Annotated in this window: 9 protein-coding genes; 5 read left to right on the top strand and 4 right to left on the bottom strand. The window is 64.7% G+C overall.

Translation table 11 applies throughout. From position 1 onward, the window contains the following. The first annotated feature begins 27 nt into the window (after nt 1-27). Both OKW87_RS07620 and OKW87_RS07615 read left to right on the top strand, forming a co-directional pair. The gene (locus OKW87_RS07620) at nt 28-2043 is read left to right on the top strand and encodes a glycoside hydrolase family 2 protein (protein ID WP_265543605.1); all 2016 of its coding nucleotides are present in this window, start codon (nt 28-30) and stop codon (nt 2041-2043) included. Nucleotides 2044-2056: 13 nt separating this feature from the next. Continuing rightward, nucleotides 2057-3547, top strand: a complete 1491-nt coding sequence (locus OKW87_RS07615) for a sulfatase-like hydrolase/transferase (protein ID WP_265543603.1) — start codon at nt 2057-2059, stop codon at nt 3545-3547. Between the two features lie 15 nt (nt 3548-3562). Here the strand turns inward: OKW87_RS07615 and OKW87_RS07610 are convergent, their stop codons facing one another. Together OKW87_RS07610 and OKW87_RS07605 are read right to left on the bottom strand one after the other, a co-directional pair. Beyond that, on the bottom strand, nt 3563-4489 hold the full coding sequence (locus OKW87_RS07610) for a formylglycine-generating enzyme family protein (RefSeq protein WP_265543601.1): 927 nt from the start codon (nt 4487-4489) through the stop codon (nt 3563-3565). A 132-nt stretch (nt 4490-4621) separates the two neighbouring features. After that, complete coding sequence (locus tag OKW87_RS07605; protein WP_265543599.1) at nt 4622-7480, bottom strand: TonB-dependent receptor; 2859 nt, start codon at nt 7478-7480, stop codon at nt 4622-4624. A 256-nt stretch (nt 7481-7736) separates the two neighbouring features. Between OKW87_RS07605 and OKW87_RS07600 the strand changes: the two genes are divergently transcribed. From OKW87_RS07600 to OKW87_RS07590, 3 genes are read left to right on the top strand one after another with little or no spacing between them, the layout of a single operon-like run. Beyond that, nucleotides 7737-9245 carry a sulfatase family protein gene (locus tag OKW87_RS07600; protein WP_265543597.1) on the top strand — a complete coding sequence of 503 codons (1509 nt, stop codon included), beginning with the start codon at nt 7737-7739 and terminating at the stop codon, nt 9243-9245. Between the two features lie 20 nt (nt 9246-9265). Continuing rightward, entirely contained in the window at nt 9266-10546 is a 1281-nt protein-coding gene (locus tag OKW87_RS07595; RefSeq protein ID WP_265543595.1) for an MFS transporter, read from the top strand. After that, the gene (locus tag OKW87_RS07590; RefSeq protein WP_265543593.1) at nt 10546-12114 is read left to right on the top strand and encodes an alkaline phosphatase D family protein; all 1569 of its coding nucleotides are present in this window, start codon (nt 10546-10548) and stop codon (nt 12112-12114) included. The genes OKW87_RS07595 and OKW87_RS07590 overlap by 1 nt, the downstream gene beginning before the upstream one ends. 218 nt (nt 12115-12332) lie before the next feature. On the opposite strand, the gene OKW87_RS07585 is transcribed toward OKW87_RS07590, so the two are convergent. Together OKW87_RS07585 and OKW87_RS07580 are read right to left on the bottom strand one after the other, a co-directional pair. Beyond that, nucleotides 12333-13145: an outer membrane protein gene (locus tag OKW87_RS07585; RefSeq protein ID WP_265543591.1), complete on the bottom strand. Its 813-nt coding sequence runs from the start codon at nt 13143-13145 to the stop codon at nt 12333-12335. Nucleotides 13146-13205: 60 nt separating this feature from the next. After that, nucleotides 13206-14222: a ferritin-like domain-containing protein gene (locus OKW87_RS07580; RefSeq protein ID WP_265543590.1), complete on the bottom strand. Its 1017-nt coding sequence runs from the start codon at nt 14220-14222 to the stop codon at nt 13206-13208. Between the last annotated feature and the right edge of the window lie 23 nt (nt 14223-14245).

The raw sequence follows: 14245 nt of genomic DNA, 5'->3' as shown, positions 1-14245 counted from the left end.
GACAAGAAATCAAGCCGGGGGAGTGACATGCGGGCACAATGGCAGACATCGCTTCGGGGCGCTGTCGGACTCATCGGCTTCACTGCCGCGTCCGTAGCTCTGGCGCAGGCCGGCGCCCCGCCGCCCAAGCAGCCCGTCAATTCCGCGACCAACACCGCGGGCTTCACCCAGCCCGGTAGCGTCGAGACCGAAGGCCCGACCTATGTCGGCCCGATCGTCAGCAAATGGGGCAAGGCAGTCACCGCCGAAAATGCCTGGCGCAGCTATCCGCGCCCGCAGATGGTGCGCCGCGACTGGCTCAATCTCAACGGCCGTTGGGATTATGCGATCACCAAGGCGGCCGCTCCGCAGCCGACCAAGATGGACGGCAAGATCCTGGTCCCCTTCGCAGTCGAATCGCGGCTGTCCGGTGTGGCGCGCAAGCTGCTGCCCGATAGCCGGCTATGGTATCGCCGCAACTTCACCTTGCCCGCCAGCTGGGCGAACAAGCGCACCCTGCTCCACTTCGGCGCAGTCGATTTCAAGTCCGCGGTTTGGGTCAATGGCGCGCTGGCCGGCACGCATATCGGCGGATCGGATCCGTTCAGCTTCGACGTCTCGCCCTTCCTGAAGCCCGGCGCGAACGAAATCGTCGTCCAGGTCGCCGACCCGAGCTCGACCGGCGAGCAGCCGCGCGGCAAGCAGACCCTGGAGCCGCGGGGCATCTGGTACACTGCGGTCAGCGGCATCTGGCAGACCGTCTGGCTCGAGCCCGTGCCCGATCTCCACATCCAGGAAGTGCGCGCGGTGCCCGATATCGACGCGGGCACGCTCGCCGTCGATGTCCTGCTCAATTCGGGCGGCAGCCCCTCGGACGCGGTGCGCGTGACCGCACTCGCCAAGGGCAAGGCGATCGCGTCGACGGTGGTGCGAGGCAATCGCCGCGCGACGCTGGCCATCCCCAATGCGCGGCTGTGGAATCCCGACGATCCCTATCTCTACGATCTGCGCGTCGAACTGATCAGCGTCACTCCGCCAGCCGGCGCCGGCGATCCGCGCAACGGCCTGGCGCCGATGACCAAGGCCGAGACCCAGGCCTTTGCGAAGGCTCCGGTGGTCGGCGGCGTGCGCGACAGCGTCGACAGCTATTTCGGCATGCGAAAGATCTCGACCGGGCCGCACCCCGCGACCGGCAAGCCGACGCTGCTGCTCAACAACAAGCCGCTGTTCCACAATGGCGTGCTCGACCAGGGCTGGTGGCCGGAAAGCCTGCTGACCCCGCCGTCCGAGGAAGCCGCCGCGAGCGACATCATCTTCCTGAAAAAGGCCGGCTTCAACATGCTGCGCAAGCATATCAAGGTGGAGCCCGCGCAATATTATCATGATGCCGACCGGCTCGGCATGCTGATCTGGCAGGACATGCCCTCGGGCGCGTTCGGCGACCAATCCGTGCGGCGCGGCAGCGAGACCCAGGCCACCTTCAGCTCGCCCGCAATGGCGCAATATCAGGCGGAACTGGCGCGGATGATCGGCGCGCTGCGCCATTTCCCGTCGATCGTCATGTGGGTGACCAACAATGAAGGCTGGGGCCAATATGACGCCAAGTCGGTGGGCGCGATCGCCAAGACGATGGACCCAAGCCGGCTGGTGAATAATGCCAGCGGCTGGCTGGATATCGAGGGCAGCGGATCGGACGTCTATGACATCCACACCTACGACGAAGTGCCCGTAGCACCCGAGCCGCATGGCGATCGCGTGCTCGTCACGGGCGAATATGGCGGCGTCGGGCTGCCGATCGCCGACCATCTCTGGTTCACCGACCGTGACGCGCGCATCTATCAGTTCGCGACGGACAAGAATGATTATCGCGCCCGCTACAAGCGCAAGTTCGACGAGATCGTGCGCCAGGCCAGGGAGCTCGGCGTCGCGGCGGCAGTCTATACCCAGACCAGCGACGTCGAGGGTGAAGTCAACGGGCTGCTGACCTATGACCGCGCGGTCGAGAAGTTGCCGGCGGCCGAGTTCAAGGCGATGGCCAAGCCACTGTTCGACGACAAGAAGTAAGGGGGAAGCGACCGTGACCGACCTTTCTTCGCCTCGTCTGGGTCTGGTGCTGCGCCGCTCGCTCGCGGCCTGCACTGCGCTCGCCATCGCCACCACACCGGTTCCCGCGCTGGCGGGGCCGGGCGGGGCGAGGACAAACACGATCCCGGCGCCTGTCCAGACGGCAAAGCGCCCGAACATTCTGTTCATCCTCGTCGACGACATGGGCTTTAGCGACCTGTCGATCATGGGCAACAAGAAGGTCCAGACCCCCAATATCGATCGTATCGCGCGCGAAGGCGTGCTGATGACGCAGTTCTACGATCCGGCGCCGATCTGTTCGGCGTCCCGCGCGGGCTTCTTCACCGGGCGCTTTCCGGCCGAAGTGAACTTCCTGAGCTATATTGCGGGCCGCGAGAGCAATCGCGCGCTGGGCCAGGCCGATTGGCTCGATCCCAAGATGCCCAACATCGCTCGCATGCTGAAGGGCGCCGGCTACGCCACTGCGCATATCGGCAAATGGCATATGGGCGGCGGCCGCGACATCGGCGATGCACCGCGTCCCACCGACTATGGTTTCGACCGGAGCTTCACGACCTTCGAGGGGCTCGGTCCCCGCGTGCTGGTGTCCGACGAGGAGCGCGACCTGGCCGAGCAATCGGACAGGCTCGGCAACGGGCCGCGCTTCTGGGAGATCAAGACCAAGCTCACCGGGCTGTACTGCGACATGGCGGTCAACTTCATCGGCGAGCATTCGGAGGAGCCCTGGTTCGTCAACCTGTGGCTCAACGACGTCCATGACCCCTGGGCGCCGGGCGATGATGCGCTCCGCGACGTGATGGGCCGCGGCGACAGTTCGGACGACGATCGCATGCTCGCGACGCTGGTCAAGATGGACAAGACGTTGGGGCGGCTGTTCGAACGGCTCGAGCAGATGGGCGAGATGGACAATACGCTGATCGTGTTTACCTCGGACAACGGCCCCCTGTCGCTCCAGCGTTATTATCAGGGCGGCAAGACCGCGCCGGGCAGCGTGGGCACGCTGCGCGGGCGCAAGTGGAGCAATTATGAAGGCGGCATCCGCCAGCCGATGATCCTTTATTGGCGCGGACAGGCACAGGCCGGCTATCGCGACGAGCGCACTGTAGGCCACGGCGTCGATCTGCTGCCGACGCTTGCGGCGATCGTCGGTGCGAAGGTGCCCGCCGACGTCGACGGGGTCGACCTGTCCCCGGTGCTGCGCGGCCAGCCGATCGCCGAGCGGCCTGCGCTCTATTGGGGCTATGGCAAGGAGGGGGCGTCGAAGCAGCCGCCGCAGCCGCATCTGCCGCACGATGCGGCTCCGCCCTTCGCGATCCGCGACGGCAATTGGAAGCTGTTCGCCGGAATGGGCGGCGCCAACCCGCAGCTTTACGATCTCGCCGCCGATCCGGGGGAAACGACCGATCTCGCTACAACGCAGCCGGGGGTGCGCGATCGGCTGCTGGCCAAGCTCAAGACCTGGATGCAGTCGCTGCCGAAGTGATTTGCGGCGGGTCCGCTAGTCGCGGATGATGCAGCGGAAGCCGATATGCCCGGTCGAGGAATCGACCATTTGCGGGTGGCGCGCCGCTGGGCGATACCGCTGGCAGTAATTGGCGGCGCATAGATGCGATCCGCCCTTGAGCACTTTGCGCGGGATCCGCACGTCGCGCATTGCCGGATCGAAGCTGCCGCCGCGCGTGCCGCCGCGCGGATCGACTTCGGCGCCGCCGCAGCAGGAACGCACCGGCCTGGCTTTTCCGGCGGCGGATCGGTCCGAATACCAATCGGTCGTCCATTCCCAGACATTGCCTATCATGTCGTGCAGCCCGTGGCCGTTGGCGGGATAGGTACCGACAGGCGAAGTGCGCTCCCAACCGTCGAGCAACTGGTTGGCGAAGGGGAACAGCCCCTGCCAGTAATTGGCGAGCATCGCCCCGCCGGGCGCGAGTTCGTTGCCCCAGGCATAATCGGCATCCTCCAGCCCGCCGCGGGCCGCGAACTCCCACTCGGCCTCGGTCGGCAGTACCTTGCCGGCCCAAGCGGCATAGGCTTCCGCATCGGCGAAGCTGACATGGACGACGGGATGGTCATCGAGACCTTCGTTGGCGCTGTCGGGCCCCAGCGCATGGCGCCAATCGGCTCCCGCCAGGAATCTCCACCACTGGGAAGAATCGCGCGTATCCACCGGCACGGCGGTGCGATGAAAGACCAGCGATCCGGCATAGGCCAGGTCGGGGTCCAGCCCTGGATAGTCCTTGGGGTCGGGCGGCACCTCGGCAGTCGTGACATAGTCGGTTGCCGCGACGAAGGCCGCGAAATCGCAATTGGTGACCGGCTTTCGATCGATACGGAACGGACGCACCGTCACTTTTCGGCGCGGTGCTTCATCTGCGTAGAAGCGCTCCGATCCCATCAGGAAGGTGCCACCTGCCAGGGCCACCATGTCATCGGAAATCGGCTTCGTCGTCATGGGTTTAGACATAGGACCGCCGGCGCCCGGCGCCCGGCGACCAGCCCACCACAAGGTTTGCGACCCGAGGGGTGGGCTGGTGCGGCACGCACGTGGTGCCGCCGATCAGATGCGAATGCGTATGCCGAGCGAATATACCGTCTCGTCATAATAGCCTTCGAACGACTGATATTCCTGGCCCAGATAGGTGACCGTCTTTGCGTGCAGCAGGTTGGTGCCGCCGATGTCGATGCGGAATGCGCTGGTCACATCATAACCGATGCTCGCGTCCAGGCGCCCGGCGGGGCGGGTGTAACCGAGCAAGGGCGGCACGAAGACCTCGCCGACCCGCGCCGGATCGATCGGGCGGACCGAGATCGAGCCGGTCTGATCACTGTCGAAATACTTCGAGCGATAGGTGTAGATCAAGCGCCCCGAGAGTCCGCCTTTGTCGTAGAGCAGCCCGGCGGTGTAGTTATATTTGGACACGCCCTGCAACGGGAAGCCGGCGAGCGGATCGTTGCCGCCAATCTCCGAATCCGCCAGCGTGAAGGCACCCTGCACGCCGAAGCCGGCCAGCGGGCCCGGCAGGAAGTCTAGGAAATACTGGCCGCTGACTTCGATACCCTTCAGCGTCGCCTCGCCAAGGTTGCGCGGACGCGTCACATTATAATCGATGCCGCCGAAATTCTCGACCGCGGGGCCGCTGATGACGCGATCGGTGATTTGGCGATAATAGCCCGCCACCGCGATGTAACCGCCGCGGAAATAATATTCGAGCGTCGCGTCATAGGCGTTCGACTTCTGCTGGCGCAGGTCGGGATTGCCGGCGCTGCCGGCGCTCTGGACGAACGGGTTGTTCGACAGCGACAGGATCACCGACGGATTGAGCTGACCGAATTCGGGGCGGCGGATCGTCTTGGTATATCCAAGGCGCGCCTGGATGCCGTTGTCGAACTTCAGCCGCGCAGTCGCGGTGGGCAGGAAATTCTCGTCGGTCGTGTCGGCCGAAACCGGCGTGTAGGTCGTAACGCCACCCGCCGTGCTTGACGTGAAGGTCTCGATCGAGCGATCGGTGCGTACGTAGCGCCCACCGAGCACGCCGTCGATCACTGCGCTCGCGCCCAACGGGACTTCATATTCCACCTGGCCATAGGCGGCATAGGTCTTCTCGCCGGCGTTGAACTGGCGATCCTGCTGATAGCCCGGGCGACCCGTGGGCAGCCGGACATAGCGACGCAGCGCATCGAGCCCCTCGTCCGACAGGATGAACTCGGGATTGGGGACAAGGAAGCTCGCGCCGTTGTTGATCGCAGGGGAGGGGGCGCCGATCGTGAGGAAGTTGGCAGGAAGGCCCGTCGTGGAAACGCGCACCGCCGTCGCCTCGGTCGCCGTGCCGATATTGCCGCCGGGGACTGCGGTGTTGAGCACGACCTGATAATTGTCCGCGGCCCGACGCGCGAAGCGAACGCCTCCCTTCACGCGTTTGAGGATGCCGCCGAATTCATGTTCGAGGTCGAGCTTGGTGGCGAACAGATCGCCCTCGGCCTGCGTGAAATTCTGCTGGACGCTGTTACGGATGAACATCGCCGACGAATCGAGCAATGCCGCGCCATCAGTCTGATATTGCGCGATGCCGTCGACATCGGGACGGAAGGTGAAGGTCGAAACGCGGCGACCGATATCGACGACGACTGCCGTGAGGTCGTTGCGCGACGTCTGATAGGAAGCGTCGAAATTGATCCGCGTGCCGTCGCGATCATAGGTGACGCCGCCGCCGATCTGCTTGTTGACCTGGACCTGGTTGCGGGCCTGCGTGGTCAGGTTGACCACCGGATTGTTGAGCGTCGCGCTCTCGATATAGCAGAGGTTCTGCAGCGTGTTGGGCTGCAGCGATTGCGTCACCACGCCTGTCACCGGATTTACATTGTTGACGAGAGTAGGGTTCTGCCCCGCCGCCGTCACACGCGCCTGAAAGCAGTCGTCGCTCAGCTGAACATTGCTGACGCTCGAGTTGGTAGTGAACGCTTGGGTGTTCGCACCATAGCGCGCGCCGCGATCGCGGAATCGCGTGTAGAAGCCATCGGCGTAAACTTCCAGGCTTTCGCTCGGTTGCCACTGGATCGCGGCATTGACCTGCGTGCGGCGCAGCTTGCCTTCCTCAGGGAAGGTCTGGAGGATGTTGGGGATTGCCGTGCCCGCGCGGTTGAGCGGCGCGGTTGCAGCGCTGCGCAGCCCCAGCAGCACGGTATTGTCGCGGCGATAATTGGAATCGGAGAAGGTGCCGTTCACCAGGACGCCAATCTCGCCGATGCCGGTGGTCCAGCGATTGGTGAGCAGCAGGCCGAGCTGAGGATCGCTCTGATCGACGCGCGCGCCATAATTGCCGCGTGCGGAGAGCACCGCGGTCGGCTTCTTGAAGTTGAACGGCTTGTTGAGCTTGAGATCGATCACGCCGGCAAGGCCGCCTTCGATCAGATCGGGGGTCTGCGACTTGAATACATCGACTCGCGCCAGTGCCTCGGCGGGCAGATCCTGGAGATCGAGACGGCGTCCGGTGGTCGTGAAGGTCTCGCGCCCATTCACAGTGGTCAGCACGTCGGGCAGGCCGCGCACGCGAACGTCGGCCAGCTCGTTGTTGCGGTTCACAGAAACCTGGATGCCCGGCACGCGCTGCAGCGCTGCTGCGGTTGTGGCGTCGGGAAGCTTGCCGATGTCCTGGGCTACAATCGAATCGACCACCTGGACCGAGTCACGTTTAATCTCGGCGGCGCGCTCGAGCGATTCGCGGATGCCCGAGACGACGATCTCGCCGTCTGCATCCTGGCCGTCATCGGCGGGAAGCGGCTGCTCCGCAGAGGTATCAATTGATTGCAACGCGGCCGGATCGTTGCTGGCCGGCGCGGTCTGCGCCTGCGCGGTGCTCGCCACAGCCAAAGCAAAGACGGAAACCGCCGTTAGCCGGAAAAATAGTGCAGATTTCATGATCGCCCACTCCCTGTTCGTTGGCGGTCTTTGGCCGCCTTTTGTTGCAATTTACTGACTATAACCAAATAGTTAGAAGCAGTTTTGCCCCATCGAAATTTACACAAGATTGCCCCTTGCGATGCGCGCGCCGCCCTGTCAAGATAAATATGATTTATTGCTTTAATGTGCCCAGTTCGGCCCTTTCTTGGTCGTTCGGATGCTGTTGACGCTTGCTTGAGCGACGATGACAGGCGCGAAAACAGGGGAGAGGCACATGCGCGAACAGAATGGTTTCCGGCCGACGCGGCGCATCCGGGCCGCGCGCCTCCTGCAGGGGGCAGCGCTTGCGCTCGCGGTCACTGCGGGCATTGTCGCGGCGCCGGTAACTGCGCAGGAGAGGGCCGGCGGGGACCGCCCCGCCAAACCCGCACAGCGCCCGAACATCCTCTTCGTCCTGGTCGACGATATGGGCTTTGGCGACCTGTCGATCATGGGCAACCGCAAGGTGGAGACCCCCAATCTCGATCGGCTCGCGCGCGAAGGCGTGCTGCTCACTCAGTTCTACGACGCGGCGCCGATCTGCTCGTCGTCGCGCGCAGGCTTCCTCACCGGGCGCTTTCCAGCGGAAGTCAATTTCGTCGGGATAACGGCGAATCGCGCCAAGAATGTCGAACTCGGCCAGGCCGACTGGCTCGATCCCAAGCTCCCCACGATCGCGCGCACGCTCAAGTCGGCGGGCTATACGACCGCCCATTTCGGCAAATGGCATTTGGGGGGCGGCCGCGATATCGGCGATGCCCCGCGCCCGACGGCCTATGGGTTCGATCAGGGTTTCACGACGTTCGAGGGGCTCGGCCCGCGCGTGCTGGTCTCGGACGAAGAGCGGGGCCTGGCCGAACAGTCCGACAGATTAGGCAACGGCCCCCGCTTCTGGGAACTCAAGGCGAATCTGACCCAACTCTATTGCGACATGACGGTCGATTTCGTCGCACGAAATGCCGACAAGCCCTGGTTCGTAAACCTCTGGCTCAACGACGTACATGATCCCTGGGCGGCCGGCGAAGCGGCATTGTCGCAGGTGATGGGCAAGGGCACGAGCTCGGACGACGATCGCTTCCTCGCCGCGCTCGTGAAGATGGACTTGGAGCTCGGCCGCCTGATCGAGCGGCTGAAGCAGATGGGCGAGTTCGACAATACGCTGATCGTCGTCACCTCGGACAATGGCCCTTCGCCGCTCCCGCGTTACTATCGGAACGGCAATACGGCTCCGGGGAGTTCGGGCGGTCTGCGGGGCCGGAAGTTCAGCCTGTTCGAAGGCGGAATCCGCCAGCCCCTGATCCTGTCCTGGCCCGCGGGTGCGAAGAAGGGGCATCGCGACGAACGGACGGTCGGGCATGGCGTCGACCTGCTTCCCACGCTTGCCCACGTCGCCGGCGCGCGCACGCCCGATGGCGCCGACGGCGTGGACCTTTCGCCCGTCTTGGCGGGCAAGTCGGTCGATCGCCGGCCGCCGCTCTTCTGGGCCTATGGCAAGGAGGGCGCCGTGGCGCAGCCCGGGCTGTCGTCGCAGCCGCGCGATATTTCTCCCCGCTTCGCCGTGCGTGACGGCAACTGGAAATTGCTCGCGGAAGCGGGCGGCAACGCCCCCCAACTCTATGATCTGGCTGCCGATCCCGGTGAAGCGCGCGAAGTGGGTGTCCAAAATCCGGCGGTGCGCGATCGCCTGCTCGAGCGGCTGAAGCGCTGGATGGCGTCGCTGCCGCGCTATGGCCCCGCCTCGTGACGAAGCAGCCTCCCGCGGATATGGCCGTCTCCACGCTGCGAACCGTCTCCTGGCGGCTGATGCCGCTGCTCGGATTCGTCTATCTCATCGCCTATATCGATCGGCAGAACGTCTCCTTCGCCAAGCTCCAGATGGCCGAGGATCTGGGTATGAGCGAAGCCGTCTTCGGGTTGGGTGCGTCGCTCTTCTTCATCGGCTATTTCCTGTTCGAGCTACCGAGCAACATCTTCCTCGCCCGTGTCGGCGCGCCGAGATGGTTCGCACGGATCATGGTGAGCTGGGGTGCCGTCACGGTGATGCTGGCCTTCACGCGCGATGCGACCACCTTCTATATCTTGCGGTTCCTGCTTGGCGTGGCCGAGGCAGGGCTGTTCCCCGGGGTCCTCTATGCGCTGACGCTCTGGTATCCATCGGCGCATCGGGGGCGGGCGGTCGGCATGTTCATGCTTGCCCAGCCCTTTGCCAATGCGACCGGCGCGACCATCGGCGGCGTTCTGCTCGATCTCGATGGGATGGGGGGGCTGCGGGGCTGGGAATGGCTGTTCATCACCACGGGCCTTCCCGCAATCCTGATGGCGCCGGTCGTGCTGTGGCTGCTGCCGCGCGGTCCCGAAGTCGCGCCGTTTCTGACGCCCGACCAAAAGTCCTGGCTTAAAGAGGAGTTGGACCGCGAGCGTGCCGCAGTCAAAAATCCCGGCAGCGATCATGCGCTTCGCGCCGCCGTCAATCCGCGCGTGCTGCTGCTGGGGCTGACGTTTCTCGGTTACCCGCTCGCCGCTTATGGCCTCAGTTATTGGCTGCCTACCGTGGTGCGCGACATGGGCGTGGGCAACACCGCCAACGGGCTGCTCAATGCGTTGCTCTGGCTGCTCGTCGCCGTCGCGCTGTGGCTGGTGCCGCGCGACGCCGCCCGGCGCAGCCACTCGCGTTGGCACGCCGTCGTGCCGCCACTGATCGGCGCGGCGGCGCTGATCCTGAGCGTGATGCTGGCCGCTCCGCCGTTGAAGTTCGCAGCATTAATCCTGGCCGCCTGCGCAATCTTCGCGGGACAGCCGATCTTCTGGACGCTGCCGCCTCGCTTCCTTACCGGCGCGGGGGCAGCCGCGGGCTTCGCTGTGATCAACGCCACGGGCAATCTCGGCGGGTTTGTCGCTCAGGCGGTGGTGCCCCGCATCGCCACGCTGACGGGCGATGCCTTTGCGCCGATGCTGCTGCTCGCAGCCGGACTTGCGGTCACGGCGGCGGGAATATTCTTGATCGAGCGACGTCTTCCCGTCGCTGCGCCCAATGGAGCGAGATGATGACGCTGCCTCCTCTCAGCCGACGGAGCTTCACGGCGGCCGCCTTCATCGGCACCGCCTCGCTTCTCGGCACGCGCGAACTGCGCGCTGCAATGGCGCAGGCCTACCCGTTCACGCTTGGAGTCGCCTCGGGCGATCCGCGTCCGGACGGCGTCGTGCTGTGGACACGCCTGGCGCCCGATCCGCTCGCGAGCCACGGCGGCATGGATCCGGTGGCTGTCCCGGTCCGATGGGAAATCAGCGCGGACGAAAGCTTCCGAGCACCGCGCAGTGGTACGATAGTCGCAGAGCCTGCCTGGGGCCATTCGGTCCATGCCGAGATCGAGGGCCTGGCCCCCGACCGGACCTATTTCTATCGCTTCATCGCCGGGGGTGTCGCGAGCCCCGTCGGTCGAACCCGCACCGCCCCGGCCGCCGATGCCATGCCCGGACGGCTGCGCATCGCCTTCGCATCGTGCCAGCATTACGAGGCCGGCCATTATGCCGCCTACCGCCACATGGTAGCGGACGAACCCGACCTCATCATCTTCCTCGGCGACTATATCTACGAAGGAAAGCCAGGCGACCGCGGCGTCCGCCGGCACCAGAATGCGGAGCCGCGCGACCTCGCAGGCTATCGGGCGCGATACGCGACGTACAAAGGCGATCCGCTGCTTCAGGCCGCGCACCACGCCGCCCCCTGGGTCATGACCTGGGACGATCATGAGGTCGAGGACAATTATGGGGGTGACAGCAACAAGTTCCAGCACGATCCGGCCGCCTTCCTCGCGCGTCGCGCCGCAGCCTATCAGGCCTATTTTGAGCACATGCCGCTGCGGCGGGCGGCGACGCCAAAGGGCGCCGCGATGCGGCTCTATCGCACGGTCGACTGGGGTCGACTTGCCCAGTTTCAGGTGATCGACGATCGCCAGTATCGCGACCTGCCGCCCTGCCAGCCGGCGGACCTAATAGCGAATCGCAAGCCGACAGTGGGGCTGATCCGCGACTGCCCCGAGCGCCATCGGGCCGACCGATCGCTTCTCGGCCAGGCCCAGGAACGGTGGCTACTCGACCGGCTGCAGGACACGCGCGCTCGGTGGAACCTGCTGTCGCAGCAGACATTGATGAAATCGCAGCTCCGCATTCCCTTCGACGATGCTGAGCAGGGTCCGAGCGTCTACAATAGCGATAGCTGGGATGGGTACACCGCGGCAAGAGATCGCGTGCTTCGACGCTGGCGCGACGCTGGCACGCCGAACCCGATCGTACTGAGCGGTGACATCCATTCCTTTGTCGCAGGCGATCATTTCGACCCGGACAAGCACGATCGAATAATTGCGTCGGAGTTCGTAGGTGGCTCGCTCACCTCGGGCGCCCGCGACACGATGCTAAAGCAGAATGCCGCCAACAATCCCGGCTTCCATTTCGCCGAAAATCAGGTTCGCGGATATGCCCGCATGGACCTCACCCCCGGGCGCTGCGACGTCGCGTTTCGAGGTCTCTCGGAAGTGCGGGACCCACTCTCGGCTGCGTCCGACATAGCCCGGTTCACGGTGGAGAATGGGCAAGCGGGAATGAAGCTGGGGTAAATGCAACCTTGGGCATCCACCCCTGGCACGCGTGGATCGTATAGGGGAAGTTGCGCTTGAACACGCCCCTCAAGTGATGGCCGTTCGCGTCGCGGGTACAGATTGCTCCTGCGGGCGCGGTTACCGAACTCGAGGGCGCGCCAGCTCGCAACGACGCCAAGCGGGAGGCCAACGTCAGCTGGACGCCAGCTGCACGACCTCCCTGAGGGACCGCTTGTTCAGAAGCGGAAGGCGACGGTTGCCCGCACTGCGTGGAAATCGAACCGCTCTTCCTCGCGCTGGAACTCCGTACCCGGCGCGCCGAACAGGATGAACGGGTTGATCGCATTTGCCGCGCCCCGCGTCACGCGTACGCGATAGTCATCGTCCTTGTAGCGCGAATAGAGATATTCGACGCCGATCGACACGCCTTCAGCGATGCTGCGCTCGAGCCCGCCACCGGCGGTGAAGCCCCAGCTCTCCGACTTGCCATTGTCCGAAAAGGCGTTGGCGGTGTTGCTCGTCGAGAAGCGATTGTCGATCTTCGCATAAGCCGGACCGCCGGTCACATAAGCCAGGGTCTTCTCGCCGAGCACATAGCCCAGACGTGCGCGCACGCTACCCTCGAGATCGATCGTACGCGTCATCGTATAGGATGCAGGCGTCGTGCTGAAGCTGCTGACGCTGTCCTGCACCGTGCTGCGGCCGAACTCGCCGACAACGCCGACAACGAAGTTGCCGAACTGCACGTCATATCCTGCGCGCAGGTGGAACTCGATGCCGCCGTCGTCCTTTTCGCAATCGGAATTGGCGGATGAGGTCGCAGAACCGCCACAGAAACCGGGCGAGAAGGCATCCGTGCCGGCCGTGGTGGTAATGACGTCTTCGCTGCCGTCGAAGCCGCGATCGAAGCGGATCCGCTCGTCATCGCCGCCCTTTGAGATGCCATAGCCGATCGAGCCGCCGAAATAGGGCCCGTTAAATTCCTGCGCGTAAGCGGCAGGCGCGGCAAGGGTCATCAGACCGGACGTCGCGAGGATCAGAGTGCGCATATTTTTCTCCCTGTTGCGGCGCGGGGGACGCCGTCGCATCCCCCGCCCGTCCCGATTATGTTAGTTGCCCATGCTCAGGCGGATCGAACCGTTGACGCCGGCGGGGAAAAAGCCGCCCCGATCGGTGGCCATGCGGTTGAGATAGGCGATGTTGAGGACCTGGCCGGTGGTACGGCTGAACGCCACGCCGCTCGAATCGGCCGGCACGATGTTCGAAGCGGTGCCGATCGCGCGGACGCCCTGGTCGAGATCGCTTGCGCCGTCGAGGCTGTCGCGCGCGCCGGAGACGCTCTCGGTGGCCTCGATGATCGTCTTCGTTCCGATCATCGCGGTTGGGGCATTGATGCCCTTGCGATAGAGCACGGTGCGCACCAGCCCGGCATGATAGGCCTCGGCGGCAAGGATGCCGGCTGCCGCCTCCAGGAAGGTCTTGTTGGTGATCAGCGGCGATGCGCCCTTATAGGCAGTCACGCCGACATCCTCGAAGATGAAGGCGCCGAGCAGGAAGGCTTCGTCGCTCGCATACGGATCGAACGCCGCCCCCGCCGGGATCACCCCCGCCGCCTGCGCGGCGGCCGAGAAGGCGCTCGTCGCCGAGCTGCCGATATCGATGGCCGGCTGCGAAACCGCAGTCGCGCCGATGGCGGTGCGCAGAAAGCGGACATGTGCGACTTCGTCGGCGGCAATCTCGCGGGCATATTGTGCCACGAGCGGATCGGTGAAGGCGACCTGACGGCCCCCCGTCACCGCACCTTGGGTACCGGCGCCGCCCAGGATATTGGCGGGGAGCCCGGTGCCGAATGCCGCGAAGGAATAGAATTGCGCTTCGAGATATTCGAGGTTGAGCGCGAAGTTCAGAACGTCCTGATCGGTGATCGCCGGCGCCGGGGTCGGCGTTGGCGTGATGATCGGCGTGAAGACATCGCTGTCGTCATTGCCACCACTGCAGGCGCTCAAGATGGAGGCGCCGGCGACGGCTGCGGAGGCAGCCCCGGCAACCTTGATGAAACGGCGGCGGTCCGCCTGACGCTTTTCGCGTGCCTCGAGAACCTCGAGGACCAAGTCGTGCTCATTCATGACGATTAGCTCCCTCAGAGATT

The organism is Sphingomonas sp. M1-B02 (assembly GCF_026167525.1).
Taxonomy (GTDB): Bacteria; Pseudomonadota; Alphaproteobacteria; order Sphingomonadales; family Sphingomonadaceae; genus Sphingomonas.
The sequence above is the reverse complement of the archived record's forward strand: the minus strand, read 5'-3'. Positions and strand labels throughout refer to the sequence as shown.

What these genes read in the sequence shown, in the direction of transcription:
- OKW87_RS07580 (WP_265543590.1), bottom strand. Translation starts at nt 14,222, where the DNA reads ATGAATGAGCACGACTTGGTCCTCGAGGTTCTCGAGGCACGCGAAAAG.
- OKW87_RS07605 (WP_265543599.1), bottom strand. Translation starts at nt 7,480, where the DNA reads ATGAAATCTGCACTATTTTTCCGGCTAACGGCGGTTTCCGTCTTTGCT.
- OKW87_RS07600 (WP_265543597.1), top strand. Translation starts at nt 7,737, where the DNA reads ATGCGCGAACAGAATGGTTTCCGGCCGACGCGGCGCATCCGGGCCGCG.
- OKW87_RS07590 (WP_265543593.1), top strand. Translation starts at nt 10,546, where the DNA reads ATGACGCTGCCTCCTCTCAGCCGACGGAGCTTCACGGCGGCCGCCTTC.
- OKW87_RS07620 (WP_265543605.1), top strand. Translation starts at nt 28, where the DNA reads ATGCGGGCACAATGGCAGACATCGCTTCGGGGCGCTGTCGGACTCATC.
- OKW87_RS07610 (WP_265543601.1), bottom strand. Translation starts at nt 4,489, where the DNA reads ATGGTGGCCCTGGCAGGTGGCACCTTCCTGATGGGATCGGAGCGCTTC.
- OKW87_RS07595 (WP_265543595.1), top strand. Translation starts at nt 9,266, where the DNA reads ATGGCCGTCTCCACGCTGCGAACCGTCTCCTGGCGGCTGATGCCGCTG.
- OKW87_RS07585 (WP_265543591.1), bottom strand. Translation starts at nt 13,145, where the DNA reads ATGCGCACTCTGATCCTCGCGACGTCCGGTCTGATGACCCTTGCCGCG.